Raw genomic sequence first — 26,992 nt, forward strand, 5'->3', positions numbered from 1 at the left:
AACGCTCGGCTGGGAAACCCCAGCCGAGCGCCTGCAAAAACTACTCGCGGCCCGATCAGACCAACCACGTGTTGCAACAACCCCTAGAAACCGCCACCGGGTCGTGGGGCCCTGGTGGAGCGGGTACGGGTCGAGCGGTTACGTACGCGGCCTCAAGACGGACAGGTAGGACGGGCGTGTACGACGGACAGGCAGGAGGGGCGGGGACGGGTGGGGCGTCAGCCGCCGACGCGGGCCACTCCGGCGTAGATGCCGCTGCCCTCGGCCTCCGGGGCGGACGTGCCCTTGAACCACTCCGGCGCCGTCACCAGTCCCGGCTCGACGAGGTCGAGCCCGTCGAAGAAGCGGCTGACCCCGGCGCGGGCACGGAAGCCCAGCCGGATGCCGCCCTTCGCGTACTCGGCGGTGACCCGCTCCGCCATCTCCGGATAGAGGTCGGATGCCGCGTGCGACAGGACCAGGTAGCTGCCGGCGGGCAGCGCGTCCACCAGCGTACGCACGATGCTGTACGGGTCCTGGTCGTCGGAAATGAAGTGCATGAGCGCGATCAGCGAGAGCGCGATCGGCCGGTCGAAGTCCAGGACGCCACGGGCGTGGTCGAGGATCGCTTCCGGCTCCCGCACGTCTGCCTGGATGTAGTCGGTGACGCCCTCGGGCCTGCTGATCAGCAGGGCCTCCGCGTGGCGCAGGACGATGGGATCGTTGTCCGTGTAGACGACCCGCGCCGTCGGCACGACCTCCTGGACGATCTGGTGCAGGTTCGGCTGCGTGGGGATGCCCGTACCGATGTCGAGGAACTGGTCGATGCCGTCGCCGGCCAGCCAGGCCGCCGCGCGGCGCATGAACTCACGGTTCTGCCGCGCCGCGTCCTTCGCCATGGCCGGAAGCTGCTCCCCCACCTCCTGGTCGACGCGGTAGTTGTCCTTCCCGCCCAGAAGCCAGTCGTAGACGCGTGCCGGATGCGGCCTGCTGGTGTCGATCTGGGGCTTGGCTGTACCGGCCGTCATGACGAGCTCCGTTCACAAGAGGTAGACGCGAAAAAGACAGGCGAGAACCGAGGGGCGGCCGTCGGCCGGCCACCTGCCCTGGCCATGGACTCGCGCGGCCGGGACGCGGTGTACCACCGGGACGAGGTTTACCACCCGACCACCGCCCTGTCAGCGCAGTCTCCCACAGCAACTTGGCGGCGATCATGGGGCGTTGCCCCTCGACGCCGGTCAGAGCCGTACCGGGGTCACCACGGGACCGGGCCGTCGGCGGCGAAGTAGCCGCCCGTCGGACCGTCGGCGCCGATCGTGGCCAGGCGCACGATGATGTCGGCGCCCTCCTGGACCGTCTTGGTACCCCTGTGGTCATTGAGGTCGGTGGCGGTGTACCCGGGGTCGGCAGCGTTGATCTTGAACTCGGGGAGCGCCTCGGCGTACTGGACGGTGAGCATGTTGACCGCGCTCTTGGAGGAGCCGTAGGCCGGGAACCGCGCCGCCTCGAACCGTTCGGGATCGGTGACGCGGGCCAGTGAGCCCAGACCGCTGCTGACGTTCACCACCACGGGGTGGCCGGCGGCGGACAGCAGCGGCAGGAAGGCGTGGATGACCCGCACGATGCCGAAGACATTGGTGGCGTAGATGGTCTCCAGGTCGGCGGCGGTGACCTCGCTGATCGACTTCGAGCCGTCGGCGACGCCGGCCTCGTTGGTCACGATGCCGGCGTTGTTGACCAGCACGTCCAGCAGCCCCGCCTCCTCGCGGACCAGCTCCACCGCCGTCCGGACCGACTCGTCGCTGGTGACGTCGATCGGCAGCGGGCGGGCGCCGATCAGCTGTGCGGCTTCCCGCCCGCGCCGGATGTCACGTGCCCCGAGGAAGACGGTGTGCCCCGCCACGACGAGACGCCGCGCTGTCTCCAGGCCCAGCCCCTTGTTGGCACCGGTGATGAGTGTTGTTGTCATGCCTGTCACTCTCACCCCGACGGACGCGGCCAGCGAGTGCACCGTTCCTCCTGGGCCCGGCACCACCAGGCTGCGACGCGGAACGCGCGTCCGCTCGTTGCCTCGCGGGAAATGAGTTGACCGGCGATGTCCCGGAGCGTTCATATTGCCGTCGGCCGGCGACCATCGGCGGTCCGGTACCTCCGCGCAGCCGCGTCGCCCTGTCGCGTGGTGGAATCACCCCGGTTCAGGAAGGTATCCATGCGCGCCGGCACGATGCACGCTGAGGAGTGGGACATCGACGTATCTCTCGTGCGTCGGCTGATCACCGCGCGGTTTCCGCAGTGGGCGGGCCTTCCCGTCACCCTGGTCGACTCCGCCGGCACATCCAATGCCATGTATCGGCTTGGCGAGGACATGGTCGTACGGCTCCCCCGCGTCGCGGGGTCCGCCAACGATGTGGAGAAGGAGCACCGGTGGCTGCCGCGGCTCGCCCCGGGGCTTCCTGTTGCCATTCCCGTACCCCTGGGCCAGGGAATGCCTGCCGAGGGCTATCCCTGGCCGTGGTCCGTCTACCGCTGGCTCCAGGGCGAGAATCCGGCTGTCGAGCGCATCGCGGAACAAGGCTTGCTCGCCAAGGATCTGGCGGAGTTCGTCGCCGCGTTGCGCCAGATTGATCCCACGGACGGGCCTCTCTCCTACCGCGGCGAACCCCTGGCGATGCGGGACGCCGCGACGCGCGACGCGATCGAGAGACTGTACGGAATCGTCGACACCGGCGCGGCGACCGCCGCATGGGACGCGGCCCTGCGGACCCCCGCACGGCCCGGCCCGGCGGTCTGGATCCACGCGGACCTGCAACCGGGGAATCTGCTGACCGTCCGTGGGCGGCTCAGCGCCGTCATCGACTTCGGGTGCCTGGGCCTGGGCGATCCCGCCGTCGACCTGATCGCGGCGTGGTACGTGCTGCCGGCCGACGCGCGCGGAGTCTTCCGCACCGCTCTGGAGGTCGATGACGCGGCCTGGGCGCGAGGCCGTGGCTGGGCGCTGTCGATCGCGCTCGACGAACTGCGTTACTACCGGGACACGAACCCGGTCATGGCAGCCATCGCACGACACGTAGTCCATGAGGTGGTCACCGATCACGCGCACGCCGCGTGACACCAGCCTGAGCAGCGCCCAGCGCAATCCGACCGTCCGGCCCAACCGCAGCTCGCAACCCTTCCCCCGGTGGGCCGAGGCCGCACCGGGGGAAGGGTTGGCGACGAGCCGTCAGCTGACCGCGTCGATGGCCGCGTCGATGACCTTGGCGACGGCCGCCGGATGGGAGATGAGCGTCAGGTGCGAACCGCCCTTGAAGGTGGTGATCTTCGATCCGGCCCGACGCGCCATCATCAGCTCGGACTCCGGCGTGATGATCTGGTCGCCTGTGCTGATGAAGTACCACGAGGGGATCGTCTTCCACGCCGCGTACGCGGACGGAGTGTCGAACACGGCCATGGACGCGGCGCGCTGCGAGGCCCAGAGGTCGGCGGCCTGCTGGACCGGCAGGTCCTGGGCGAACTTCTTGAGGAAGATGTCCTTCTTCAAGTACAGGTTCGTCACGCCCTCCGGGGCGTTCGCGTACGGAACGCTGTCGAACAGGGTGTTCGCGGGAGCGTTGAGCGCGGACGTCGCGCCGCTGAGCGATCCGGTGGTCTCACCCACCGCCGGCGCGGCGGCGTCGACGTACACGAGGGCCTTCACGTTGTCCGTCTGCGCGGCGGCGTTCGTGATGACCGAGCCGCCGTACGAGTGGCCGACCAGCACGACGGGGCCGGCGATGCTCTTGACGAAGTCGGCCACGGTCTCCGCGTCGGTGGTGAGGTTCTCCAGCGGGTTGGCGATGGCGCGCACGGTGTACCCCTGGCGACTGAGGATCCTCACCTCACCGCTCCAGCTCGAAGCGTCGGCCCAGGCGCCGTGGATCAGCACCACCGTCGGCTTGGCGTCAACACCACCGCCCTCGGGGACGGCGGCCCGGGCACTCGTGGCGGGAGCGGTGGTGGCGAACACCGTGGCGGTAAGGACGGCGGCGAGCGTATACCTGCGACGCGGACGTATCCGCGGGGCGGGAGTGGACGACACGGCCATCTGCTTCTCCTTCGAACGGCGGATGGGCTGGCCTCAGCGTCATCGCCCCGCGACGGCACGGCGCGCGTTGAGGAGCACGCGGGTGAATGGGAACCGCCACCCGGGTGACAATCTCCACGCCTGCGCTAAACGTCCGGCGCCAGGGGGAATCGGGCTCAGCCGGCAAGGGCCTCGACGAGGGAGGCGACCGCTCCCACGGTCACCCCGTACCCCGGGATGGCCACCACCGGCCACGGCACGGATCGGGGTACCAGCACGCGTACGCCCCCGTGCGACGCGTCCCGGGAGACATGAAGAGCCCCCACGACAACAGCAGTGAACAGCGCCACCAGCACGAGCGCATAGCCAACGACGACCTTGGATCGTCCGGAGCACGGGATCCGGCTGTCTCACCTAGGAACGCGACGTGCCCGCAGGCGTCTTGGCAGAAGGCCGCCGGCGCTAAGCGGACACCCGAAGACATACGGCCGCGCCCGCCGTAACCGTCGTGAGGGCCAGGAGCCCGGAAGCCAGTGGAGTGATCCCAGGTGTCGTCACCTCTACGCGCCCGTACCCCGCCCAGTCGCATGCGGAGCCGACCGGAAAATAGGTCGTAGAGAGGTCGACCGGCGCTGAGGAGGAAGGACCGTTCTCGAACCCCACCTTGAGCAGGCAGCGGTCGATCTTGGTGGCGTCACTCAGGGAGGATGTCAGCCACAGCCCGCCAAGGTAAACCAGCACGGTCGCCGCAGCTGCCCACAAAGCCGCCCTGGTAAAGATCTTCTTCCATACTGACACTGCACATCATCCTCCACGCCCGACGACGGGAAAGGGGGCCGAACCGCAGGAACATCAGGGTGAGGCACCGTGGCAGGGCCTGGTCGCCCGCCTGGTGGAGGTGGTGCGGGAGGTGAGGGCCTGGGCCGCTCGCGGGGCGGGTTCACCACCCAGCTTCACCTGAGCGCGGACGGCCGCTGCCGCCCCCTGTCCTTGATCGTCACACCGGGACAGCGGGCGGACCGCACGCAGTTCACCCCGGTCCTGGAGAAGATCCGTGTCCCGAAGCTCGGGCCTGGCAGGCCCTCTGGCTCCGCTCGTGAGCGCCAGGATCAGCTCTTATCCGTCTTCCGGCAGATGGAAGTAGACGGTCCCCGACCGCCAGGGACCGTGCTCGGTCATCTCTGACTCGATCACCACGTCCTGGATCTCAACAGGGCCCAGCACTTCAATGGCATCGGCCAGCCGTCGCAAGAGGGCCGGAACACTATCGCAGCCCGGGCCAGCGGGGTTGGCCTGCGAAAAATGGCGCACGGTCCAATGCTTCGGAGTGTCAATCATGGGCAGATCGTAAGGCCTGCCGTCACCTGGCCAGCAGGCCGACCGCCAGGCCCTGTCCGGTCGGGCTTGGGCGCGTCAGTCGGTGGGCGATAGGGCATCGTCGGGGGCGGCGAGGTGCTGGAAGAACTCCTCAAGCAAGGTGAAGAGCCCTGCGACAGCGTGTTGGTGTTCGTCTTCGGACCACGGCTCGGACGGACGGCCGCCCTCGGGAAAGACGACCTGCACGACCTGCGCGGACCAGACGAGGTTCTGGCCGACCCGGTATGCGTCCGCGAGCCACTGCCGGAATCCGTTCAGCAGTGCTCCGCCGACGGCATGGTCGTAACCGTTGAGGTAAGCCGTCACCGCGTCGTAGGTGATGCGACCGACGTATATGCCCGGCCGCTTGCTGAAGCTCTCCCAGAACCTCTGGTGCGACTCGACCGGCTTCGTCCTGTCCCGGCACCAGGCGGCCGGCAGCCGGGAACGGTCGGTGCCGATGCCCCAGGTGGAGTACGACACTGCCTCTGCTCCGACGCCCAGCGCCGTCAAGAGAACGGCCATGCGCTCGGCCGGATCGACAGGTCCGGACTTCCTGACCCAGACACACGTTCCCGATGGATCACCCTCGTGATGGGTGACGACGAAGTCCGTTCCGCCGAGCGTGAAGAACGCGGCACGCACGGCTCCGTGCCCGTCCCACGACTCCTCGATCGCCAGCCTCAGCCGCCGAGCCACCGCCTCCAGATCCACGGAGAGCAGCGCCAGCGAAACCAGCGGTTCGGTCGCGGCGTGAAACATCGAACGCTGCCACGCCGGATTGCCTCCATCGTCTTGAAAGGACGTCGCAGGCGCCCAATCAGCCTCGGGATCCGGAAGGTTGATCATCTCGGTCACGCGCCCAGTCAATCAGTCGTACTCAGGTCTGCTCGTCGTCCTCCGGCTCCCCGCTGTCGGAGGCGAGGGCCGGGGCCCTACCGGTCGTGTCGGGTTCATTAACCGTGCTGATCCGCAGGCACCCGTCTGTGCCGAACATCTCGATCAACTGCGACAGGTGGGCTCGGGCAATGCTGCGCGTGGGGGACTCTCCAGTAGTCACCCGCGTCCCTCCAGGTCCGCCCACACGATCTTGCCCCAGCGCCGCTCATCCGTGCCCCAGTCGGCCGCCGGCGCCGCCACCAGGAACAGGCCGCGCCCGTCCTCGTCACCATCGCCCGCCTCGCGCACTTCGGGCCGCAGCCGCTTGCAGTTGATCTCTGTACGGGTGACCGGCAGCGCGTCGATGTCGGCGGCCCGGTAGAGCGCGATGTCGACGGTCCCAGCCTGCGACGGAGGTTCTGCGCGCCGCCCGTCGATGATCACCCGGGCGTCCGCACCGGCGCCGGTAACGGCAGGCGTGAAGATGAGTACGACGACTCACGCACCAGCGGAGACCGCCACCGATGATGAAGATCACCACCGTCGAGACCGGGAGACCTCTCATGCTCAGCCGCATCGCCGACATCCTGGTGCCCGCCGTCGGCCGCCTGTCGGTGACCACCGACGCCGACACCGCACTCACACCGGGCAGCATCATCGCCGCGAACCACACCTCACTGGCGGACCCGGCTATCGTGCTCGCCGCTCTGCGCCGGCTCGGCGCCGAGCCGGTCATCATGGCGGCCGCCGGCCTGTGGCGTGTCCCGCTCCTTGGCCGCGCACTCGCCGGCGGGGGGCACATTCCAGTATTCCGCGGAGACCGGCGGGCCGCGGCCTCACTCGACACCGCCGCGGAAGCCCTTGGGCAGGGGCGGATGGTCCTCATCTACGCCGAGGGCGGCCTGCCCCGCCGCAAGGACGCCGCTGAGGCCGCGCCCGGGATCTTCCGCAGCGGCCTCGCCCGTCTCGCCGAGCGCACCGGCGCCCCCGTCGTCCCCGTGGGCCAGGCCGGCGCCCGTCGCGTCACCTCGGGAAGCGTCACCAAACAGCTTGCGGGTTTGACCACCGCACCGGTGCGTCGCCCGGACCTGCATGTTCACGTGGGTGCGCCGCTGCTGCTGACCGGCGGGCGCGAGGTGCGCACGGCAAGGGCCCGGGCAGCGGTGACTATCGCCTGGCGGACGGCAGCCGCCCACCTGGGCGAGCCCTTCCCCTGCCGATGAGCGACCGGGACAAGGACGCGGAAATCCTCGCCCTGCGCCATCAGATCACGGTGCTGGAACGCCAACTCGGCAACGACAGAGTGCGGTTCACCCCGAGCGACCGTGCGTTCCTGGCGGCGTTGCTCCACCGACTCCCGGTGGAGGCGCTGCGCAGGGTGCGGTTGGTGGTCCGGCCGGACACGGTGCTCCGCCGGCACCGGGACCTGGTCGCACGCCGCCACGCCGCCACATCCCGGCCGAAACGCCCGGGACGGCCGCGGACCGTGCGTTCCATCCGCGCCCTGGTCCTGCGCCTCGCGCGGGAGAACCCCAGCTGGGGATACCGCCGCATCCACGGCGAACTCCTCGGCCTCGGGATCAAGGTGGCCGCCTCCACCGTCTGGGAGATCCGGTCACCCTGTCCGGGGCGCGGCTGCATGTGTTCGCGGTAATCGAACACGCCGGCCGCCGGATCCGGATCCTCGGCGCCACCGCACACCCGACCACCACATGGGTGACGCAAGCCGCGAAGAACCTCGTCATGGACCTCGAAGGCGCCGGCTGCCGAGCCCGGTTCATGATCCGTGACCGCGACGGGAAGTTCCCCGCACTGTTCGACACCATCCTGAACGACGCGGGGATCGAAGTCGTGCTCAGCGGCGTACGGATGCCGCGGATGAACTCGATCATGGATCGTGGTGGGCTGCCCCCTGACGAGTTGTCCCCGGTCGGGCGCACCGGCTCTGGGTGGAGAGGTTCTGGCCGACCACACCTGGACCGGGAGACTCGACCGGAGACTTCGCCAGATACAGCGTGGTCAGGCGGTCATCAGGCGCCGCAGGTCCGTCACGTACTTGCGGATGAGAGTTGGGGACAGGCGCGGCACATCCCGATCCGGTCCAATGCCGGCCTCCTGGACGGCCGCCCGGAAGCGGACCGACGGGACGTCCGAACCGGGCACAGCCTCTCCCGGTTCCTGGAGGCCTTGCAGCAAGGGAAGGACGGAGTACTGGCGCTGTGCCTCGGGCAGGTTGCGCAGGGCGGCTTCGATGCGGACGAGCCAGTCACCGTAGCCCGCGATCCGCTCGATACCGTGGCCGTCCTCGATGAGCCACTCCACGAACGTGTCGAGTGAGATGCCGTCATCGTGCGGGTTCACCAGGTTGAAGGTCCGGTACCCGGAGGTGCTCCGTCCCAGCGTGACAACCGATGCCGTGGTGAAGTCGACGGGCAGGCCGTCGTAGTGGGCCCGCGGCCCCTCGCCGCTGTCGGTCCGGTAGAAGGAGTCCGGGGCCACGCCCGTCGCGAGGAGGCTGAACAGCAGTCGGCTGAACATGTCGTGCACGTTCAGCTGCCCGGTGTACCGGCTGTGCGCGAGGATCATGCTGGAGCGGAACACCGTCACCGGCAGGTCGCACAGGTCGTGCGCCTCCCGCAGCAGCACCTCCCCTGCCCACTTGCTCGTCGTGTACCCGCCGGCGTACCCGTCGTCGACAGGCTGGACCGGCAGCGCGGCGCGCACGTCGGTGTCCTCGTCGAGAGGCTGTCCCCTCCGGGATCTGGACACGGCCACGCTGGAGATGTACGTGAACGGCTTGAGCCGTTTGGTCAGGGACAGCCGGATGAGCTCCGCGGTTCCGAGGACGTTGGCGTCGAACAGGTGGCGGTAAGGCAGCACGTGGTTCACCAGGGCGCCCGCGTGGACGATCAGGTCCACCTCACCGGTCAGCCGTTCCCATGTCGCGTCGTCCAGGCCCAGCCTCGGCTCGGCGATGTCTCCTGCCAGCACTTCCAGGTGTTCTGCGGCCAACTCCCGATAAGTGCGAGTCAGTTCGGAGTCGTCGCTGCCGAAGGCGTCGGCCAGTCGCTGTCCGGCGGCATCCTGGTCCTTGCTGCGGACCACGACGATCAGCCTGCCGTCGGCCGGGGCCAGCCGATGGAGCCACTCGAGGGTGAGGAAGCGCCCCAGGTATCCGCTCGCGCCGGTCAGCAGAACGCGGCGTGGCTCCCCGGCGGGGCGCGGGAGGTGGCGGGCGCCGTCGAGAGTCGCCGCATCGATGAACCGGCCCAGGACGAGGTCCTTGGCGTGCGTCTCGCCGGCGTCCTCGCCATGCACCGACGCGAAGGTGGGTCGCGTCACGGTGGCCGTGCGCTTGGCCTCGACGTAGGCGGCCAACTGCCGCAGGTCGTGCGCGGGGCTGATGATGACGTCGACCGGTACCCGGACACCGAAAGTGTCGTGCAACAGGTTCGACAGTGACACCGCGGACAGCGAGTCGCCGCCGAGGTCCCGGAAGTGCGCGGAGGGACTCACCTCTGTCGCCGAGCCCACCAGCAGCGCTCGCGCGGCCAGCTGGACCGTCTCCAGCACCGGCCGGTCGCCGCCCGTGCGGCGCAGTTCGAGCAGCTCCTGGGTCTCGTGGGCCGATATCTCGGCGTACAGATGCTCCAGTCGCTCGCCGTAACGCTCCACGAGCTTGGGCCACAACAACTTTCCCTGGTCCGACAGCAGGCCGTTGGCCTGGCTGAACGGCTCGGCCTCGAGCAGCAGACCCCTGGGGATCTCGTACGAATTGAGGCCCGTGTCCTTCGCGATCCGCTGGAGCGATTCGCTCAGCGGCTGTTCGAGACGTACCCGGTCGTCCCCGTACCGCCGCAGGGCATCGGGGGTGGGCACGACGACAGCGAGCAGGTAGGAGCGCTCGCTGTTGCCGTAAAGGAAGATCTGCCGCACCAACGGGCAGGCGGCGAATATCGATTCCAGCCTGGCGATCGACACGAACTCGCCCTGGGACAGCTTCAGGACACTCTTGCGGCGGTCCACCACGGCGATACGGCGTGGACCGAGCTCCGCGACGATGTCGCCGGTCCGGTAGTAGCCGTCCTCGTCGAAGAGATCCGCCGTCAGCTCGGGATGCTTGTAGTAGCCGGGGATGCCGTCGGCTTTCAGCAGGAGCTCGCCGCGCGGGTGGGGGGCGTCGGTGCGGAAGTAGCCCAGCTCGGGCACGTCGGCCAGCTTGTAGTCGATCACCGGCGGGCTCTGCAACACGCCGTCGGCCGCGATGCCCATGACCTCCGTGGAGCCGTACCCGTTGTGCAGGGGAACGCCGAGAAGGGCCTCGGTGAACTCGGTCAGTGCGGCGGACAACGGCGCGGAGCCGGTTCCGGCCACGCCGACGCGCCCTCCGAGGACGTCCTCGCGGAGTTGCTTGAGCACCTCGGTCGCGGCCCGCTCCGGGTCGGTGCCCGTGGAGGTCCGCCGGTCCAGCTCGCTCTGGTAGAGCTGGTGGAGCATCTCGCACAGACGGGGCACGAGGAACAGCTCGGTGGGCCGTACGAGAGCGGTGTCCTCGAAGAATGTCGACAGGTCGCTGCTGGCGGTGAAGCAGCTGGAGCCTCCGCGGGCCAGTGCGTTCGTCAGCAAGAAGTGGCCGGCGGCATGGCTCAGCGGCATGTAGTTGATGGCGACCATGTCCGTACCGGCCCGCTTCGCCCGGTCCTCCCACATCACCCTGGCGAGCCGCTCGGTGTACATCGCGCCCTTCGGCGTTCCCGTACTCCCCGAGGTGTAGACGAGCATCGCGAGGGGATCCTCGTCGTCGCCCGGGATGTACGGCGGAGCGTCGGGCAGGCCGGCGCCGCGGTCGAGAACCGCCGACAGGGCGACGACCTCCACGTCCCGTCCAGCCTCGGCCAGGCTGTCGCGGGCGGCGGCGAATCGCTCCGCCTGGTCCTCGGCGCGCGGATGATAGTCGAACACGACCAGCCGCCGGACCGAGGGAGTGCGCAGGGACAGCTCGGTCGCGGTGCCCAGTCGCTCGATGCTCGCGGCGACCAGAACCGGCTCGGTCTCCGCCATGATGGACGTCAGATTCTCGGTCGGCGCACTGATCTGCAACGGAACGTTGACGGCGCCCAGATAGCCGCACGCCAGATCCAGTGTCGCGTAGTCCCGGCTCGTGAAGCCGAGGAGGGCGACACGGTCGCCCGCGACGAGAGGGCGCTGCAAGTGGTGATGCCATTCGCTCGCCACTGCGCCGATACGGCTCCACAACTGCCGGTAGGTGGTCATTTCGTAGCGCGGCAGCAGACGGGCCGACACGCGCCCGGTCCGGGCGTCCCGCACGAACTCCCTCGCACGCTCACCGACGGCGGGCCGGTCCTGATAGCGCTCAAAGGCATGTGCCATTACTTGCGCGAGTCGCACGGTGATCTCCGCGTCGTATAGGTGGCGGACTTGTCCGGACCGGCGGCCTGCGATTCCCCTCGCCGGGAGTCGGGGGGCCGTCTCTCCAGGGCGCGACATTTTACAGGTGCCGCGTAATCAGCGGGTGTTGCGGAACCCGGTGATCCAGGTGCCGATTCTCAGCCGGGCCTGTGCACGGACCGGCAAGAGAACGTCACCCCACTCGGGGGTTCGTATAAAGCGTCCCCCCGGACCAGATGTAACGAGTCCCGCCCCAACGGGCAGCTGACTCGACGTCGGGGAAGAAACCCCGTCCCTCGAGGTTCGCGCTCGTGTTGCACAACACGGGTACTCCGCTGATTTCCGCGTAGGCGGTGAGGATACGAGCGGTGTCGGTGTCCTGAGTCGACGCGATGGTCTGGAGCCGAGCGGTACCGTCCAGGTGAACGACCGCCGGGACGCGTTCGGCCCAGCCGGGCCGCATGCGGTGCTCGAAGATCATGTAGGGGTCGGGCGTGCCGGGGGCGAAGACCTCCGACGCACGGTCCTCCAGGCAGATGGGCGCGACGGGCCGGTACGGGGCTCGGTTCTTGATGTCGTTGAGCCGGTCCTTCATCCGGGTGTCGGTCGCGGGCGCCAGGATGCTCCGGTTGCCCAGAGCGCGCGGGCCCAGCTCCGCCCGGCCGGAAAGGACGACCACCGGTTCGCCCTCGGTGTGCAGGAGGGCGGCCAACTGCCGCTCGTCGCAGGGCTGTGCCCGCCACCCGTCGGGAAGGGTGCCGGTAGTGATCCGCGGTCCGCTGTAGACATCCCACTCCAGCGCCGTCCGGCCGCGCCGGAACATCTCGCAGGCCGCTGTTCCGATCGCCGCCCCCGCGTCGTTGGGAAAGGGCGGGACGAAGACCTCCCGAAAGACCTCGCTGGCCCGAATCTCGGTGTTCCACTTGATGTTGAGCGCGCAGCCGCCGCCGAGCACCAGGTTGTGGCCGCCGTCCGGGAAGCGGCTGCGCACCGCCGTGGTGAGCCGCGCGAGCAGGTTGTGGCCGATGTGGGCCTGATAGGTGGCGATGAGGTCCGCGTTGGACAGACCCGGCATCAACTCGTCCCTGTTCGCGGCGACCTTGTCGCCCAGCACGCCCACCTTGTCGAAGGGGAGGTCGCGGAACTCGGCCATGAGGTCGTCGAAGACGGCGAAGGCACCGGTCTCGACCCGGCCTTTGGCCGCGTACGCCATGGCCTTCCCCGCGACGGAGAGGTGTTGGCGGATGTACGTGTCCGACGTGACGTCGTCGGTCTTGAGCAAGTACGGTTCGAACCGCGAGCAGAAGGCCGCGAAGCTGCCTCCGAGGACGGGCAACAGGGCCTCGACGAAGGTCACTTCACGGGTCGCGGCCCGCACATGGTAGAGGCGCGGCGTGATGAGGCCGTCCCAGACCACGACGAACGCGTCTTCGCCCCTGGCGGCGAACGGGCTTGAGCAGTACGTGCCGATGAGATGGTTGGCGACGTGGGTGTAGCCGGCGTAGTTGTCGAAACCATGGCCGCTGAAGGTGTGGCGTTGCAGCGGCCCGTCGTCGCCGGGGCTCTCGAGATACGGTGCGACCCGGAACTGTACCGGCAGGCCACCGGCGTTCACCTTGACGGCGGTCCGGCCCGCGTCGTCTTTCGTGTACCAGCCGTCGACCACGAACTGATCGACGTCGGCGAGTGACAGACCCTCCGCGGCAAGGATCTCAGTCACACGTTCCAGGTCTCCGAGGGAGCTGTAGCGTTCGCCGTTGTTCAGCTTCTCGATCTCGTAGCTGAAGAGAAGGCGACCGTCTTCGATGACGGCAACCCCGCCGTCGTGCGATGCCTTGATCCCGCATATGAGCATGTGGTCAGCCACACCTTTCTGAGAGTCGAATTGACCGCTGCCAGCCGTTCACCTGGACCAGAACCGCAGACGAAACCCTCGAACACGTCATGCCCGGGCGTTCAAGGAATTTCGTTCACGCGCCACTAGGTCCTGTCCGGCGGTTCAGCCGTACCGGCAGTGAGTGGAGCCCGCGAATGATCGTGCTGGTACGCCACCGCAGTTCCTCAGGATCGGCCGCGAGCCTCATGGCGGGGAACGCGTCGAGCAGGGCGCCGAACGCCACCCGCACCTCCACCCTGGCCAGCGGCGCCCCGAGGCAGTGGTGGATGCCATGTCCAAAGGCCAGATGGCCGCCGTCAGTGGGCCTGCGGACGTCCAGCGAATGCGGATCGTCGAAGTGCTGTGGATCACGATTGGCGGAGGCAATCGCCAGCAGCACGAAGTCGCCGGCCGGGATCTCGACGTCACCCATGGTCAGGGACTCCGTCGCACACCGGAAGGAGGCGTGCTTCAGTGGGCTCTCCAGCCTCAGGAATTCCTCGACCGCGCCGGGGAGGAGGGAACGGTCCTCGCGCAGTGCCTCCCATTGGTCCAGGTTCCGCATCAGGTGGAGCGTGCCGTTGCCCAGGGCGTTGAGGGTGGTCTCGAAACCGGCGATGAACAGCAGGTAGGCCGTCGAGACCAGTTCGGTCTCGGTCAGCTGGTTGTCGACGTCGTGTGCCGAGACCAAGGCGGCGAGCACGTCGTCGGTGGGCACGCGGCGTTTGCGCTCGATGAGTTCGCCGAGGTACTCGACCACCTCGGTCGTGGCGGCGGCGGCCGCTTCGGGGGAGTCGCCGGAGACGAGCGCCTTGGACCAGGACTTGAAGTTCTCCTGCTCCTCGATCGGCACACCCAGCAGCAGACAGATCACCCGGATCGGCAGCGGAAACGCGAAGGCGTCCAGCAAGTCCACCGTGTCGTCGTCCGAGAGGGCATCGATCAGCCCGCCGGTGATCTGCTCGATCTCCGGCCGGAGCACTTCGATAGCGCGGCTGGTGAAGGCCTTGCTCACGAGCTTGCGCATCCGGGTGTGGTCCGGCGGGTCGGCGTTCAGCATGTGGCTGGAAATGGCCGGTGAGAAACCGGCACGTCTGTTGCTGTCCGGCTCGTTCTGCGCGAACAGCCTGTCCATCCTGTTCAGATCGGTGCTCAACCGGGGATCCGCCAGTGCGGAGCGCACCGCCTCGTATCCGGTGATGAGCCAAACCGGCAGTCCGCCGCACACGGGGACTCCGGGAGGCATCTTCACCCGGTGCGCCGAGCCTTCGGCGCTGAGCTTCGCGTACACCGAGTAAGGGTCCTGCACGAACGCGTCGTCGAGTTCCAGAGGGGTGGAATCCTGATCCATGGGTGCATCCTCGAAAATGTTGTTGGTTTCACGCGTCGAACGAGGCGGGAGAATCGCTGTGACGTGCGCCCCGGGCCGCGGCATTCACCGCTGCGTCCGGCGCCACGACGCCGGTTGCTCCTGGGTTGAACATCTCGGCGACCACGAAGGCCAGATCAAGCGCCTGGCCTCCGTTGAGGCGCGGGTCGCACGCCGACTCGTACCTGCGGTGCAGGTCGTCGAAACCCAGTTCGGCGCCGCCGCCGACGCACTCGGTCACGTCCTCGCTGGTCAGCTCCACGTGCAGTCCGCCGGCGTGGGTGCCGAGCGCCTTGTGCACCTCGAAGAAGCCTGCGACCTCGGCGAGGATGTCGTCGAACCGCCTGGTCTTGTGCCCGCTGGGCGCCTCGAAGGTGTTGCCGTGCATCGGATCGCACACCCACACCACCGGCGCGCCGGAAGCCGTGACCTTCTCCACGAGTTCCGGCAGCAGGTACTGCACGCGGTGCGCCCCCATGCGCACGATGAAGGTCAGCCGGCCCGGCCGTCGGTCGGGGTCGAGGCGGTCGATCAGGGCCATCGCCTGCTCGGGCGTGGTGGCAGGGCCCAGCTTCACCGCGATCGGGTTGTCGATGGTCGCGAAGTAGGCGACGTGGGCGCCGTCGAGCTGTCTGGTGCGGTCGCCGATCCACAGCATGTGGCCGCTGCCCGCATATCCTCGGCCGGAACGCGGGTTGTAGCGGGTCAGCGCGGCCTCGTAGTCGAGCAGCAGTCCCTCGTGGCTGGCGAACAACTCCGTGGTGCGCAACGGATCGCCGCCGCCGCACGCGTCTTCGCGGGACAGTGCCTGGCCGATTCGACCGGCGAGGTCGTCGTAGCGTTCACCTGCAGGCGAGCGTGAGACGAAGTCCTGGTTCTCCTTGTGCAGTTGGCGTAGGTCGGTGCCGCCACGGGCGCATGCGCGCATGACGTCCAGGGTGTCGCGCGAAGCGTCGTACATCCGAAGTAGCCGGGCCGGGTCCGGCCGTCGTTCGGCCTGGCTGAAGCCGATGCCGTTCACCGCGTCGCCCCGGTAGACCGGGAGCGTGCGCCCGTCGACGGTCTCGGTCGGCCGGGATCGGGGCTTCGCGTACTGCCCGGCCATCCGGCCCACCTTGACCACCGGCACCGTCGACGCGTACGTCAGGATCACGGCCATCTGCTGCAGGAGGCGCAGTCTGCTGTGAATCGCCTGTGCCGAGAGGCGGTCGAAACGTTCGGCGCAGTCGCCACCCTGCAGCAGGAACGCCTTGCCCTCTGCCGCCTGGGCGAGTCGTGCGGTGAGCGTGTCGCACTCCTGTGGCGTGACCAACGGGAGCAAGGCCGCCAGGTGATCCGTCACGTCGCCGAGCTCAGCCAGGCTGGGCCACTCCGGCCGCTGGTGGGCAACGAGTGTCCGCCAGTGCGCGGCGGCTTCGCCGGTGAGGGTCAACATGATCTCCGTCCGCTCCTCATGGCTCAACGGTGCGGGGCCGTCAGCGGGACCATCTCGACGAGGTCGTGGCTGATGCCCAGGTCGTCGAGCAGCAGCTGCAACGGTCCGGTGTCCCGCGCGGGCACGGGACGGGACGCGGCCCACTCGCTCAGCTGACCGGTGTCGATCTCGAAGCCGCCCTGGCCCGCCACGGTCACCCAGGGGTCCAGGTCCGGGGAGCGGAACGCGGTCAGCCCGGTGACGAGTGCTTCGCGGAACGTCCGCTGCTGTGCGCCGTCCAGGTTCCGGTAGAGCGAGCCGCACAACTCGCGGAACACCACCGCGTGTCCGCTCTCGTCCCGCCGGTGCAGATCGGTGGTGATCCGGTTCATCGGCTGGATCTCCTGGGCGGTGGCGAGTGCGGAGAGGAACCCGCTGATCGTCGTCTCGGCGGCCAGGGAGAACGCGATGTCGACGATGTCGCGGTCGAACCCGGACAGCCCGGCTCGGACCGCGTCCAGTCCCTGGACCACCGACCAGACGCCCGGCGCAAACCGCACGTCCGCCAGGTCGCGCCGCCTGCGGGTGACGCCGACGGCGTTGTGGCACATCAGGATGTGATAGTGCTCATCGATGATCGTCTGGTGCAGCGCGTCGACGGCGACGTCGTCGCGGCGGACGGGGATCCGTTCCTGGAGCATCAACCGGCAGGCCGGCAGGATGATCTCGTCCTCGATGGCCGCGGTCTTGGCGTTGTAGGCGATCCACGCCGCGGACAGGATGCGCTCGCGAGCGTCCCGGTCGAGCCGGTCGGCACCCGGCAGGCCCAGCACCGGGACGAGGTGTTCGGGGAAGTCCGGCAGCGCCGCGTCGAAGTGACCGTCGAGGTCGAGCTCGTCCTTCTTGACGGCCACTCGCTTCCCCCAGCGGAGCGTCAACTGCACCAGCAAGTCACGCTCGTGCTCGGGCACTTCACGTGCCGCGGTCATCGGGAAACCTCCTTCATGGGTTCACCACAGGAATCAGGGAGGCGCCGGCCGGAACGGCGAGCGCGGCCAGGCGCGACTGCCAGCGCTCGGCCACTGCGGCGTCCGTGTCCTGGAACCGGCCCAACCCCTCGGTGACCGGCCGGATGCCGTGCAGGGCGTTCAGCGTCCAGACGGGCACGCCGGCGAGATCCGGCGCGGTGGCCTGCTCGGTGACGACCTGGTGCCCTGCCGTACCGGCGACCCGGACGGTCGCGGTGCGCGGTGGCGCGGGGCGCAGCCACATCCGCAGCCGCGTTCCCGACCCGATCTTTACGAGTTCGACGCGAGGAAACCCTCGGCCTCGGGCGGGCAACGACTCGGCGACCGCCCGCAGGAACCGGTTCGTCTGTTCCGCTCCCGGTTCGGAGAACCGGTCGCAGGCCGAACCGAAGCGTTCGGCGTGCCGGTCGAGTCCCCGCACCCGCCCCTCGTCCACGAGCCAGGAGTCGATGACCAGCACCGTCCCGGCGGCGTCGGCCGTCGACCATCCGCCATCGGCGTCCCACCACCGGCGGACGCCCTGGGCGGTCGCTGTGCTCATCGCTCTGTTCATCGTTGGGAGCCGCCCACGTCCGACACCGCCGACGCACGCCGGGCGCGGAGCGACGCTGCCGCCTTGAGCAGCATCTCCTCGTACTCTTCATGCGGGTCGGAGTCGAGCACGATCGCCCCGCCGGCTCCGATGGTCAACCGGTCACCGACGCGGACCGCGGTGCGGATCACGATGTTCAGGTCCGTGCCGCCGGAGAGGCCGAAGTAGCCGAGGGCGCCGGAGTAGACACCCCGGGCCTCCGTCTCCAAGCGGTCGATGATCTCCATGGTGCGCAGCTTCGGCGCCCCGGTCATCGACCCGCCTGGGAAGCACTGCCGGGCGCAGTCCATCGCGCTGACCCCGTCATTGAGCCGTCCACGAACAGTGGAGACCAGTTGGTGCACGGTCTCGTAGCTCTCGACGGCCAGGTATGGGTCGACCTCGATGCTGCCCACCTCACACACCCGGCCCAGGTCATTGCGCAACAGGTCGACGATCATCAGGTTCTCGGCCTGAGTCTTGGCGCTTGAGGCGAGGGTGGCAGCCAGTTCGGCGTCGCGCACCGGGTCGGCGTCGCGAGGGGCTGTGCCCTTGATCGGCTTGCTGGTGACCGTGCGGTCTCTCTCGATGCGCAGGAACCGCTCCGGCGAGGAGCTGAAGACCGTGACCTCGCCAAGGCGTAAGAGCGCGGCGTACGGTGCCGGGTTCGCCCGGCGCAGCCTCAGGTAGAAGGACGTGTCGTCGTCATGGAACGGCATGTGCAACTTGTTGGTCAGGCAGATCTCGTAGCTCTCGCCCCGGTTCAGCTGCCGTCGGCACTCCGTGATGTCCGCCAGGTACTGGCTCCGGCCGCGGCCGAGGTACTCCTCGGCATTCGGGGGCGGGCCGGCGGCAGGTTCGCGCGGCGGCTCGGCGTCGGCCGGGTTCAGGCCCATCAGGAGCGCGGACGTCCGTTCTACCCAGTCCTGCGCGTCGCGCCGGGTCTTCTCGTCGTGGACGGCCACCAGGTAGGTCAGTCCCTCCTGGTGGTCGACCGCGATGACGCGATCGGCGAACATCCAGATGGCGTCCGGCGTTTCGGCGATGTGGCGGGCCGTGGCCCCGCATTCGGCCTTGAGTTCGTAGCCGAAGTAGCCGACGTAGCCGCCGGTCAGGTCGAAGGGCAGGTCCGAGTCGGGGATGCGCCGTTCGCGCAGCCGCTGTTCGAGGACGTCGAACACGCTGCCGGTGACGATGTGGACGCCGTTCGCATCGCGCACTTCCACTGTCCCGCTGCCGGTGCGGTAGGTCAGGACCTCGCTGAGCGGACCTGACGTGTCGCCGAGGAACGAGAACCGGGACAGGCCTTCCTCCACCCGGCTGCTGTCCAGCCAGAAGCAGTACGGGATGTTGTCGAAGAGCTTGAGAAAAATGGCCTCGGAATCGGCAGCGGTCGACACCACCGTGCTGATGATTCCCAGTCCCTCGACCGCGCCGGGCGTGTCGTCGGACAGTGCGGTGACGGTGTCGGTGACGGACGGCCGTTGTCCGTGCTGAGTCCGGCGGGTCAGTTCGGCGAAGTTCTGCAGGATCTCACGCCCGTACTGGGAAGCGACCGACTCGGGGTGGAACTGCACGCCCCACTGCGGCAGATCGCGGTGACGCAGCGCCATGAGCACACCGTCGTCCGCCCACGCGGTGGCGACGAGTTCCTCGGGCAGGGGCTCCTGCACGCACAGCGAGTGGTAGCGAACCGCGACGAATTCACGCGGAACTCCGGCGAACAGCGGATCTCCCTCGTGGGAGATCTTGGCGAGGTGCCCGTGTCTCGGTTCGGGCGCGGCGACCACCGGCGCTCCGGCCAGGTGCGCGATCATCTGATGGCCGAAGCAGACGCCCAGCACGGGCAGCGTGGTGCGGCGCAGCAGGTCGCCGAGGAGGCCGACGTCGCGGGGGTTCTGCGGCCGTCCAGGGCCGGGTGAGACCACGATGTTGTCGAAGTTCTCCAGCCGCAGGCTGGACAACATCGGATCGTCGTTGACCATGACGACCGGCTCCTGGCCGTTGATGTCGGCGATCAACTGGTACAGGTTGAAGGTGTACGAGTCGTAATTGTCCAGCAGCAAGGTACGCATCATGGACCGTCCAAGATTTTCGAGAGCGCCTGGACGTCGCCCGGTTCCAAGGTGATCCCGAAGATCTCCTCGGGAGCGGAAAGCATCTCGTCCACGTCGAGTTCCCGGAAGGTCGCCGGCTCCGCAGGACGTATCTCCGTGAGAGTGCTGCCGGCGAGGACGTGTCTCACTTCGGGCCGTGTGCGCTGGAGGACCATCCGGTGGTTGAACGGCGAGCGCGGATGGGTGAGGCAGAAGTGGTTGAGGAGCTCGAAGTCCGACGGATAGCGCACGTCCGTGGTGAAGCCGTAGAGCTCCACCGGTCCCTCCGGCCGCAGGAACCGCAGCACGTGTTCACCGGTCGGCTCTCGCACGAGATCGAACGACCAGTCTCCGTCCAGCCGCGAGTTCTCCGCGAGCTGGATCGGCTCGTGCGGCCCGTAGCCACCGAAACTCACGTCGTGGAGCCAGCGTTCGCCGTCGAGCTCCACGCACAGGGCCACGTGCAGGGCCGGTCCGAACTTGCTCCCGGTGCGGATCCGCGTCCTGCCGGCGAACGCCGTGAACGTGAACCCGATGCGGTCCAGCACGGCCGCCATCAGCACGACCTGTTCCAGGCACCAGCCGCCGCGGCCCTGCCGCACGATCTTCTCCTGGACGCTGTCCAGGTCCAGCGGCACCACCGCGCGCCCGAGCACCGCGTCGAGGTTGTCGAAGGCGATTGCGTCGACGTGGGCGGTGTGCAGGCCCCGCAGCGTGGAGAGGTCCGGAGCCACGTCGCCCTGGTAGCCCACGCGGGTCAGGTAGGCGTCCAGGTCGACGCCACTGCCCTGCCACATCGAATCTGTCACACGTAGCTCATCCTTCATGTGAACTTCCCGGCGACCACGGCCGCGAGAGTGATCCAACCGAAGTAAGGGTTGGCGACAAAGGCGTCCCAGCACGATTTCGGATCGTCCAGGTCCACACGTACGACCAGGGAGGACAGAAAGATTCCCGCGAGCACGACGATCAGGTAGAACACCCACCCCATCGACATCTGGGAACCGGCCCACAGCACGCCGCCGACGCTGAGCACGACGAACATCGCCAGCCACGCCTTGGTGGCCTCACCGAACAGCAGAGCGGAAGACTTGACACCGATGTTCCGGTCGTACTCCTTGTCCTGGTGGGAGTAGATCGCGTCGTGAATCAGCGTCCAGAAGGCCCCGCAGGCGTACAGGCCGTACACCGCGAGCGGGTAGTCGACGCTCCCGGTCACCGCCGTCCAGCCGATCAGCACGTAGACGCTCATCACCAGCGCCAGGAAGGCCGAGGGCCAGAAGAAGATGCGCTTCATGTAGGGGTACGCGACGATCAGCGGGTACGAGGCCCCGGCGACCAGGGCCGTCTCCACGTTCGCCACCGCCAGGACCAGCAGTGCGACCACGGCCTGTGCGGCGGCGAACAGGAGTGCGTTCCCGACGCTGATCGTCCCCGACGCGACAGGACGCGACACGGTGCGGGCGACTCGGGCGTCGACGTCCCTGTCGACCACATCGTTGACCGCGCAGGCCGCGCCGCGCACCAGCACCGCGGCTACGGCGACAACCACGACCGTCAGCAGGTCTGGTCGTTGCCCGGAGGCGAGGACGACGGCCCACAGCCCTGGAAGCAGGTAGAGCACGTACCCCGTAGGCCTGTCCAGTCGCATCAACAGGAGATACGCGCGGATTGAATCCGGGCTCTTCGTGACTACGCCGGTAGATATCTTGTACAGCATCAGGATCCAATCACCAGGTCACCGGAAGTTGGATCAACCCGCCGATCAGCGTGTTGTGGCGCAGCCTCAGCTCTTCTGCACCGACAGCCAGACGCATGGTCGGGAATCGTGCGACGAGCTGGGTGAGCACCACCTGCAGCTGCATCCGGGCCAGCATCGCGCCGACGCAGTAGTGCGCACCATGCCCGAACATGAGGCTGCCCGTGGTGTCGCGAGTGACATCGACCCGGCCGGGGTCGGCGAAGGCCGTCTCGTCGTGGTTGGCCGCGATGATGTTCAGCAGCACGAAGTCGCCGGTCCGGATGGTAATCCCGTCGATCTCGAAGTCCGTCAGCGCATAACGGGGCATGCCGCCGTTGTGCGGGTTCGGCATCGACATCCGCAGGGTTTCCTCGACCGCGCCGGGGATGAGACTCGGGTCGTGCAGCAACGCCTGCCACTGCTCGGAGTTGGCCAACAACAGCGACACACAGGTGCCGATCCGGGCCACCGTGGTCTCATAACCACCGAACAGCAACAACGCCGTCAGCCCGATGACCTCGTTGTCGTTGATCCCCTCGGTCGCGCAGATCCTGGAGATCACGTCATCGCCCGGATTTCGCCGTTTATCAGCGACGAGTTGCCTGCAATAGCCGAACAATTCGCCCAGCCCCTGCTTGGACCTGACGGGATCCCCGACGTTGGCGGCGTCCTGGGTCCAGCTGCCGAACTGGTCCTTGTCCTCCTGGGGCACGCCCAACCACTCGCACATCACCTGAATCGGCAGCGACAGCGCCAACGCCTGGCGCAGGTCCACCGGTGGCTTCTGCCCGGCCAATCCGTCCAGGAGTTGACCGGTCAGTTTTTCGACGTAGGGCCGCAGCGCCAGCATCCGCTCGGGTGAGAAGTGCGGCTCCAGCAGCGCACGCAACCGAGCGTGGTCGGTGGCGAAGCCGCCCAGCAGGCCGGCGAGAAGCGCCGACCCGCTGTCCTTCGCCGCGGCCTCCGGATCGGGATGGGAGGGGCCGAGCCGGTCATCGTCAAGCAACTGCCTCACCCAGGCATGACCGGTGACCAGCCACGCCTCGTCGCCCTCGGCAGTACGAACCCGATGGACCGCGCCCTGGGATTGGAGCGTGCGCAGCCCTGGCGCGAGTTGCAGCACATTCGTCTGCTCGAAAGGCAATTGAGCTGGGGTACTCACTGACGGCCTCCGCCGGAATCGAGGTTCAGACCACCTTGTCGAAGACGATCACGACGTACTGGAGCTCGTCGCCCCGGTGTCCGTCGAGGAACGAGGAAGGCAGACCTGCCGGCCAGCCCCCCATGCGGTGGGCGGAAAGTCGCCCAGCGGCGGGTTGATCGGGTCCTGGGGCTTGGTCACGTAGTGCCGAGGTGGTAAGGACAGATCCGGGCCAGGGTCGGCTCCAGTGCGGAAGCCTGCAGCCGCATAACGGGCAATACCGTGGACTGCACCATCCTCGGCGACAGGAAGGCTTGGAGCCCGGTCTACGAGATGTCGAGTGCGCTCATCGAGATTCTCCTCCGGTCGCACGCCTTCCCAATTCCTGGTCAGACCTACGCGCATGGGGTTCGCGAATTGCACCACTGAAAATCACTGTGCTGGATATGTTGCTTACTTATCTTCTCAGCCCTTGCCCCACCTCGCCGTACGGTGAAACCTCGGCGAACTGTCGATGACGAAGGCTTGCGCAAAGCTCATGATGCACCGGAATTTGCGTGACCGTTCTGACCGCCATCCTGAACGACCTCTCCTGTCGTGTCAACGACGCGGCGTGAGCATCTTCGACTTTAGGAAAAACCCCAAAGAGGACGGCGTAAGGCCTGGATTGGACTACCCTGCGGAATGATAGCTGCTGGGCGGCACCAAGGCCGTGTTCGAGTCCGGCTATTAAGCCGGCACCAACGACGGCAGACAAGACTTCCTGAGAAGGACTCGGTCTCTACCGACCGGCGTGGACGCCCTGTTCGGCAACGCAAGCCAGGCGTTCCGACGCGGACGTCATGGCACGGAACGGAGTGGGAATGAGTGGCGGCAAGCAGGTCCTGCTGGCCGAGCCGCGGAGGTTCGTCGACTCCGAGCAGGAGGTGCCGGAGGGCGCGGTGTGTGTCTTCTCCGCGCACGGTGTCTCCCCGCAGGTGCGGCAGAACGCGGACGCACGCGGGCTGGACGTACTCGACGCGACCTGCCCCCTGGTGGCCAAAGTGCACCAGGAGGCCCGCCGGTTCGCCCGCGACGGGCGGACGTTGCCGCTGGTCGGGCACGCGGACCACGAGGAGGTCGAGGGCACCTACGGGCACGCTCCCGACCGGACGGTCATCATCGAGACGGTCGCCGACGCGGAGCCAGTGGACCTTCCCCCCGACATCACACAACGTCACCGGTCATTACCGGGAATGGTTCACTGAAAGCTTGAGAGGCGGAATGGCTATGTCAGTTGAATCTGGGCAATTAAATGAAGACAGGTCGTTCGACCCGTATGGCGCACATCGCGACGACCCGTATTCATTTCTGGCCGACATCGGAGAGACGGAGCCGGTGTTCTACGCCCCTTTGCTCAACGCGTGGTGCGTCACCCGGCGCGAGGACATCGTTGCCGTGCTACGAGACGACAGAAACTTCTCGGCGCGCGACCACAACCCCCGCTCCGCGGTCGCGTTGCCCGAGGACGTGAGTCGGATGCTCCGCACTTGGCGCGGTGCTGGTGCTCTGGCCGTCGGCTCTCTCGACCCTCCCGAGCACGCCAGGATCAGGGAAGTACTCAACGTCGGGTTCACGCCGGCCAGGGTCAGAGCGTTCGAACCCACGATCCGTGCGGTCGCCACCGACCTCGTCGAGCGGGCTGCGGTCGCGGCGGAGTTCGACTTCATCACGGCGTTCGCCGTTCCGTACTCCCTTGAGGTGATCTGCCGGCGCCTTGGGATACCGGACGAGTACCTCGACCGCTGCCGCACGTGGTCCGAGCAACGCATCGAACTCATGATGTTGCAGCGCTACACCGATCCTGACCGGCTGCGTGAATGCGCCCGCGGGCTGATGGACTTCGGAGCGTTCGCCCGATCACTCGTGCAGGAACGGCTCGCCTCACCGCAAGACGACCTGATCAGTGAACTGCTCCACGACGGTAAAGCAGGCCAGACGCTCACCGCCGACGAGGCTTCTGTCCAGGTCCCCACACTGATCTTCGCGGGACACATGACCTGTGCCGAGGCGCTTGGCACGATCCTCTTCCAGCAGCTTCAGTCACCCGGCGGCTGGGCCAAGGTGGTCGACGGCACGATCGCCGTACGGGACCTTGTCGAGGAGGGGTTGCGGTTCGACAGTCCGCTGGCGGGCATGTACCGGAGCGCGGTCCGTGACGTAGTGGTCGGCGACGTCCACCTGGCCGCGGGGAGCCGACTACTTCTGCTGTACGGAGCGGCCGGCCGGGACAGCCACTCCCCCACATGTCCGGCCGGGTTCAGTCCAGGCAGTGGGTCTGCCACGCATCTCGCGTTCGGGCACGGCATCCATTTCTGCCTCGGAGCCGGATTCGCCCGCATGGAACTGGAGATCGCGATACAGGCCATCGCCACCAGGATGCCAGGTCTGACTCTGGCACCAGGGCCGCCGCCACGTCACCGGCCAGTGTTTCCGCTTCGAGCGTTGACCGAGTTGCGGGTGCGGCACCGGGGACGGACATCCGGGCGGTCGTCGGGAGATCTGGACGACACGTTGCCCCCTGCAGAACGTACTTGACTCACTTGTCCGACGGCATTGAAGGTGAGGACCGTGGGTTCCACAGATCAGGATGCCGGCTAGCATTTCGTGACGGCCCGTCAGTTCAACTGGCGGGCCGTTTCGGCTTGTCGGACTGGTGATGGGCCTGCCGGTGGCCCGACTGTCGCGTCGGGTGGGCGCCCGGGAGGCGCAGCACCGCGGCGTGGATGGCGTCGGTGATGGTCATGCCGACCGAGTACGACAGCCACCGGCCGCGCTTGGTGAGCCAGGCCACGAACTCGTGGGATGCGACGGTGTCCCCGGCGCCCTCGTAGCCCAGATCGGTCAGGGCGGGCAGATCGTCGCGCATGTCGGCCAGGGAGTCCATGACGTCGTGGTGGCGGGCGCAGGTGATGTCGTGCTCGCGGCCGGATCGCACCGCGGAGACCCAGATAGGCCAGCCGTCCGGCACGGAGATGACCTGGACGTTGCCGCCGTAATGCTCAGCGCGCGTCGCCCACGCCGAGTACGCTGCCGGCCGCAGCTGGCGGCCAGCAGCCGGGACAGGAACTCGACGGTGTCCTTACTTGACGTGACAGACCATTACCGAGAATGGCTCACCATTCAGGAAGCGTCAGGAAGTACCTCGACCTCATCCTTACGCCATGAGACGCCGAGCTGAAAACCGGGGACGGCGCCCGCGGTCATGCGCGGACCGCGGTCAGGAAGAGGTAGCCACTCTCCGGGGTGACCGCGGACAAACGCATGAAATCGATGAGCGAGGTGGCCTGTTCCTCGCCCACCAGACCGACCAGCTTGTCGCGGACGGTCTCCACGGCGTCGGCCATGCGCGCGAGGGTACGGGAGACGTTGTCGCTGATGTCACGGATCTCCACGTCGACGAAACCGTTGGCGGCCAACGCCGTCCGGTATTCGTCCACAGTGCCCAAGGAGCGCACCGCGTAGTTCTCGCAGATGTGGTCCAGGACCACGCGTCCCTCAGGGCTGACCGGGCCGCGCTCGATGACGTCGGCGATGGCGAGGCGGCCGCCGGGGCGCAGGACGCGGGCGGTCTCGGAGAGCACCTGGCCGCGGTCGGGCATGTGCCACATCGACTCAAACGCCCAGGCCGCGTCGAACGAACCGTCGGGGAAGGGCATGTCCATCGCGTCCGTGAACTGGAACGTGGCCCGGTCGGCGAGCCCAGCCGCGGCCGCGAGTTCCGTGGCCCGCGCCACCTGGACGTGGCTGACGGAGATGCCCAAAACGCTCACGTCACAAGCGCGGACGAGCCGCAGCGCGGGATGGCCGATGCCGCAGCCGATGTCCAGGACCCGCTGGCCGGCCTGCGCGGCGATACCTGAGATCATCAGGTCGGTCAGGCGGTCAGTGGCTTCCTCGATGGAGCTGTCGTCGGCGTCGTTCTCCCAGTAGCCGTAGTGTTTGTTGGGGCCCCACGCGGAACCGTAGATCTGACCGATCCCGTCGTACATGTCGGCGACGTCGCTGGGAGCGGGAAACTGGTCGAGCGTCAT

Annotated in this window: 22 protein-coding genes and 2 pseudogenes; 5 read left to right on the forward strand and 19 right to left on the reverse strand. The window is 67.9% G+C overall.

Annotated features, from left to right (window positions below; translation table 11 throughout):
- Positions 1-218: 218 nt before the first annotated feature.
- Positions 219-1,007 carry an SAM-dependent methyltransferase gene (locus ACZ6MZ_RS25075; protein ID WP_384184346.1) on the reverse strand — a complete coding sequence of 263 codons (789 nt, stop codon included), beginning with the start codon at positions 1,005-1,007 and terminating at the stop codon, positions 219-221.
- A gap of 227 nt (positions 1,008-1,234) precedes the next feature.
- Positions 1,235-1,948 (reverse strand): SDR family NAD(P)-dependent oxidoreductase, encoded by a 714-nt coding sequence (locus ACZ6MZ_RS25080; RefSeq protein ID WP_469354416.1) that lies wholly within the window; start codon positions 1,946-1,948, stop codon positions 1,235-1,237.
- Positions 1,949-2,188: 240 nt separating this feature from the next.
- Between ACZ6MZ_RS25080 and ACZ6MZ_RS25085 the strand changes: the two genes are divergently transcribed.
- Entirely contained in the window at positions 2,189-3,088 is a 900-nt protein-coding gene (locus ACZ6MZ_RS25085; RefSeq protein ID WP_469354418.1) for an aminoglycoside phosphotransferase family protein, read from the forward strand.
- Positions 3,089-3,199: 111 nt separating this feature from the next.
- On the opposite strand, the gene ACZ6MZ_RS25090 is transcribed toward ACZ6MZ_RS25085, so the two are convergent.
- The 5 genes from ACZ6MZ_RS25090 to ACZ6MZ_RS25110 form a co-directional block, all read right to left on the reverse strand.
- Positions 3,200-4,060, reverse strand: a complete 861-nt coding sequence (locus ACZ6MZ_RS25090; RefSeq protein WP_469354420.1) for an alpha/beta fold hydrolase — start codon at positions 4,058-4,060, stop codon at positions 3,200-3,202.
- A 155-nt stretch (positions 4,061-4,215) separates the two neighbouring features.
- On the reverse strand, positions 4,216-4,389 hold the full coding sequence (locus ACZ6MZ_RS25095) for a hypothetical protein (protein WP_389792383.1): 174 nt from the start codon (positions 4,387-4,389) through the stop codon (positions 4,216-4,218).
- A gap of 766 nt (positions 4,390-5,155) precedes the next feature.
- Complete coding sequence (locus ACZ6MZ_RS25100) at positions 5,156-5,377, reverse strand: hypothetical protein (protein WP_384184360.1); 222 nt, start codon at positions 5,375-5,377, stop codon at positions 5,156-5,158.
- 75 nt (positions 5,378-5,452) lie between these two features.
- Positions 5,453-6,157 (reverse strand): hypothetical protein, encoded by a 705-nt coding sequence (locus ACZ6MZ_RS25105; protein ID WP_389792381.1) that lies wholly within the window; start codon positions 6,155-6,157, stop codon positions 5,453-5,455.
- A 294-nt stretch (positions 6,158-6,451) separates the two neighbouring features.
- Positions 6,452-6,718 carry an ATP-binding protein gene (locus ACZ6MZ_RS25110; protein ID WP_389792378.1) on the reverse strand — a complete coding sequence of 89 codons (267 nt, stop codon included), beginning with the start codon at positions 6,716-6,718 and terminating at the stop codon, positions 6,452-6,454.
- 119 nt (positions 6,719-6,837) lie between these two features.
- Between ACZ6MZ_RS25110 and ACZ6MZ_RS25115 the strand changes: the two genes are divergently transcribed.
- Positions 6,838-7,497 carry a lysophospholipid acyltransferase family protein gene (locus tag ACZ6MZ_RS25115; protein WP_384184371.1) on the forward strand — a complete coding sequence of 220 codons (660 nt, stop codon included), beginning with the start codon at positions 6,838-6,840 and terminating at the stop codon, positions 7,495-7,497.
- Positions 7,494-8,173 (forward strand): annotated as a pseudogene (locus ACZ6MZ_RS25120) (integrase); the annotation flags it as partial. The gene ACZ6MZ_RS25115 and the pseudogene ACZ6MZ_RS25120, both read left to right, overlap by 4 nt.
- A gap of 120 nt (positions 8,174-8,293) precedes the next feature.
- On the opposite strand, the gene car reads toward ACZ6MZ_RS25120, so the two are convergent.
- The 10 genes from car to ACZ6MZ_RS25170 form a co-directional block, all read right to left on the reverse strand.
- On the reverse strand, positions 8,294-11,683 hold the full coding sequence (car, locus tag ACZ6MZ_RS25125) for a carboxylic acid reductase (RefSeq protein ID WP_469354422.1): 3,390 nt from the start codon (positions 11,681-11,683) through the stop codon (positions 8,294-8,296).
- Positions 11,684-11,876: 193 nt separating this feature from the next.
- Positions 11,877-13,538 carry a carbamoyltransferase N-terminal domain-containing protein gene (locus ACZ6MZ_RS25130; RefSeq protein ID WP_469354424.1) on the reverse strand — a complete coding sequence of 554 codons (1,662 nt, stop codon included), beginning with the start codon at positions 13,536-13,538 and terminating at the stop codon, positions 11,877-11,879.
- Between the two features lie 115 nt (positions 13,539-13,653).
- Positions 13,654-14,910 carry a cytochrome P450 family protein gene (locus ACZ6MZ_RS25135; protein WP_469354426.1) on the reverse strand — a complete coding sequence of 419 codons (1,257 nt, stop codon included), beginning with the start codon at positions 14,908-14,910 and terminating at the stop codon, positions 13,654-13,656.
- A gap of 28 nt (positions 14,911-14,938) precedes the next feature.
- Positions 14,939-16,363 (reverse strand): class II 3-deoxy-7-phosphoheptulonate synthase, encoded by a 1,425-nt coding sequence (locus ACZ6MZ_RS25140; protein WP_469354428.1) that lies wholly within the window; start codon positions 16,361-16,363, stop codon positions 14,939-14,941.
- Positions 16,364-16,386: 23 nt separating this feature from the next.
- A complete protein-coding gene (locus ACZ6MZ_RS25145) occupies positions 16,387-17,331 on the reverse strand; it encodes an AurF N-oxygenase family protein (protein ID WP_469354429.1) in 945 nt (314 codons plus the stop codon).
- Positions 17,332-17,344: 13 nt separating this feature from the next.
- Positions 17,345-17,911 (reverse strand): hypothetical protein, encoded by a 567-nt coding sequence (locus ACZ6MZ_RS25150; RefSeq protein WP_469354431.1) that lies wholly within the window; start codon positions 17,909-17,911, stop codon positions 17,345-17,347.
- An 8-nt stretch (positions 17,912-17,919) separates the two neighbouring features.
- Positions 17,920-20,016 (reverse strand): aminodeoxychorismate synthase component I, encoded by a 2,097-nt coding sequence (gene pabB / locus ACZ6MZ_RS25155; protein WP_469354740.1) that lies wholly within the window; start codon positions 20,014-20,016, stop codon positions 17,920-17,922.
- Positions 20,016-20,846 (reverse strand): arylamine N-acetyltransferase family protein, encoded by an 831-nt coding sequence (locus ACZ6MZ_RS25160; RefSeq protein ID WP_384184388.1) that lies wholly within the window; start codon positions 20,844-20,846, stop codon positions 20,016-20,018. The genes pabB and ACZ6MZ_RS25160 overlap by 1 nt, the downstream gene beginning before the upstream one ends.
- Positions 20,847-20,860: 14 nt before the next feature.
- Positions 20,861-21,688 carry a UbiA family prenyltransferase gene (locus ACZ6MZ_RS25165; protein WP_469354433.1) on the reverse strand — a complete coding sequence of 276 codons (828 nt, stop codon included), beginning with the start codon at positions 21,686-21,688 and terminating at the stop codon, positions 20,861-20,863.
- 79 nt (positions 21,689-21,767) lie between these two features.
- Entirely contained in the window at positions 21,768-22,922 is a 1,155-nt protein-coding gene (locus ACZ6MZ_RS25170) for a cytochrome P450 (protein WP_469354435.1), read from the reverse strand.
- Positions 22,923-23,782: 860 nt separating this feature from the next.
- Here ACZ6MZ_RS25170 and ACZ6MZ_RS25175 point away from each other — a divergent pair.
- Both ACZ6MZ_RS25175 and ACZ6MZ_RS25180 read left to right on the forward strand, forming a co-directional pair.
- A complete protein-coding gene (locus ACZ6MZ_RS25175; RefSeq protein WP_469354437.1) occupies positions 23,783-24,166 on the forward strand; it encodes a hypothetical protein in 384 nt (127 codons plus the stop codon).
- A gap of 22 nt (positions 24,167-24,188) precedes the next feature.
- Positions 24,189-25,496, forward strand: a complete 1,308-nt coding sequence (locus ACZ6MZ_RS25180) for a cytochrome P450 (RefSeq protein WP_469354438.1) — start codon at positions 24,189-24,191, stop codon at positions 25,494-25,496.
- 277 nt (positions 25,497-25,773) lie between these two features.
- Here ACZ6MZ_RS25180 and ACZ6MZ_RS25185 read toward each other — a convergent pair.
- Together ACZ6MZ_RS25185 and ACZ6MZ_RS25190 are read right to left on the reverse strand one after the other, a co-directional pair.
- A pseudogene (locus ACZ6MZ_RS25185) lies at positions 25,774-25,977 on the reverse strand (transposase family protein); the annotation flags it as partial.
- A 184-nt stretch (positions 25,978-26,161) separates the two neighbouring features.
- Positions 26,162-26,992, reverse strand: coding sequence for a methyltransferase domain-containing protein (locus ACZ6MZ_RS25190; RefSeq protein WP_384184405.1), 831 nt, complete (start codon positions 26,990-26,992; stop codon positions 26,162-26,164).

The organism is Streptomyces sp. NPDC042201 (assembly GCF_055582185.1).

Coding starts and splice junctions, on each gene's coding strand:
- ACZ6MZ_RS25075 (WP_384184346.1), bottom strand. CDS start 1,007: ATGACGGCCGGTACAGCCAAGCCCCAGATCGACACCAGCAGGCCGCAT.
- ACZ6MZ_RS25080 (WP_469354416.1), bottom strand. CDS start 1,948: ATGACAACAACACTCATCACCGGTGCCAACAAGGGGCTGGGCCTGGAG.
- ACZ6MZ_RS25085 (WP_469354418.1), top strand. CDS start 2,189: ATGCGCGCCGGCACGATGCACGCTGAGGAGTGGGACATCGACGTATCT.
- ACZ6MZ_RS25090 (WP_469354420.1), bottom strand. CDS start 4,060: ATGGCCGTGTCGTCCACTCCCGCCCCGCGGATACGTCCGCGTCGCAGG.
- ACZ6MZ_RS25100 (WP_384184360.1), bottom strand. CDS start 5,377: ATGATTGACACTCCGAAGCATTGGACCGTGCGCCATTTTTCGCAGGCC.
- ACZ6MZ_RS25105 (WP_389792381.1), bottom strand. CDS start 6,157: ATGTTTCACGCCGCGACCGAACCGCTGGTTTCGCTGGCGCTGCTCTCC.
- ACZ6MZ_RS25115 (WP_384184371.1), top strand. CDS start 6,838: ATGCTCAGCCGCATCGCCGACATCCTGGTGCCCGCCGTCGGCCGCCTG.
- ACZ6MZ_RS25130 (WP_469354424.1), bottom strand. CDS start 13,538: ATGCTCATATGCGGGATCAAGGCATCGCACGACGGCGGGGTTGCCGTC.
- ACZ6MZ_RS25135 (WP_469354426.1), bottom strand. CDS start 14,910: ATGGATCAGGATTCCACCCCTCTGGAACTCGACGACGCGTTCGTGCAG.
- ACZ6MZ_RS25140 (WP_469354428.1), bottom strand. CDS start 16,363: ATGTTGACCCTCACCGGCGAAGCCGCCGCGCACTGGCGGACACTCGTT.
- ACZ6MZ_RS25145 (WP_469354429.1), bottom strand. CDS start 17,331: ATGACCGCGGCACGTGAAGTGCCCGAGCACGAGCGTGACTTGCTGGTG.
- ACZ6MZ_RS25150 (WP_469354431.1), bottom strand. CDS start 17,911: ATGAGCACAGCGACCGCCCAGGGCGTCCGCCGGTGGTGGGACGCCGAT.
- pabB (WP_469354740.1), bottom strand. CDS start 20,016: ATGCGTACCTTGCTGCTGGACAATTACGACTCGTACACCTTCAACCTG.
- ACZ6MZ_RS25165 (WP_469354433.1), bottom strand. CDS start 21,688: ATGCGACTGGACAGGCCTACGGGGTACGTGCTCTACCTGCTTCCAGGG.
- ACZ6MZ_RS25175 (WP_469354437.1), top strand. CDS start 23,783: ATGAGTGGCGGCAAGCAGGTCCTGCTGGCCGAGCCGCGGAGGTTCGTC.
- ACZ6MZ_RS25180 (WP_469354438.1), top strand. CDS start 24,189: ATGTCAGTTGAATCTGGGCAATTAAATGAAGACAGGTCGTTCGACCCG.
- ACZ6MZ_RS25190 (WP_384184405.1), bottom strand. CDS start 26,992: ATGACGCTCGACCAGTTTCCCGCTCCCAGCGACGTCGCCGACATGTAC.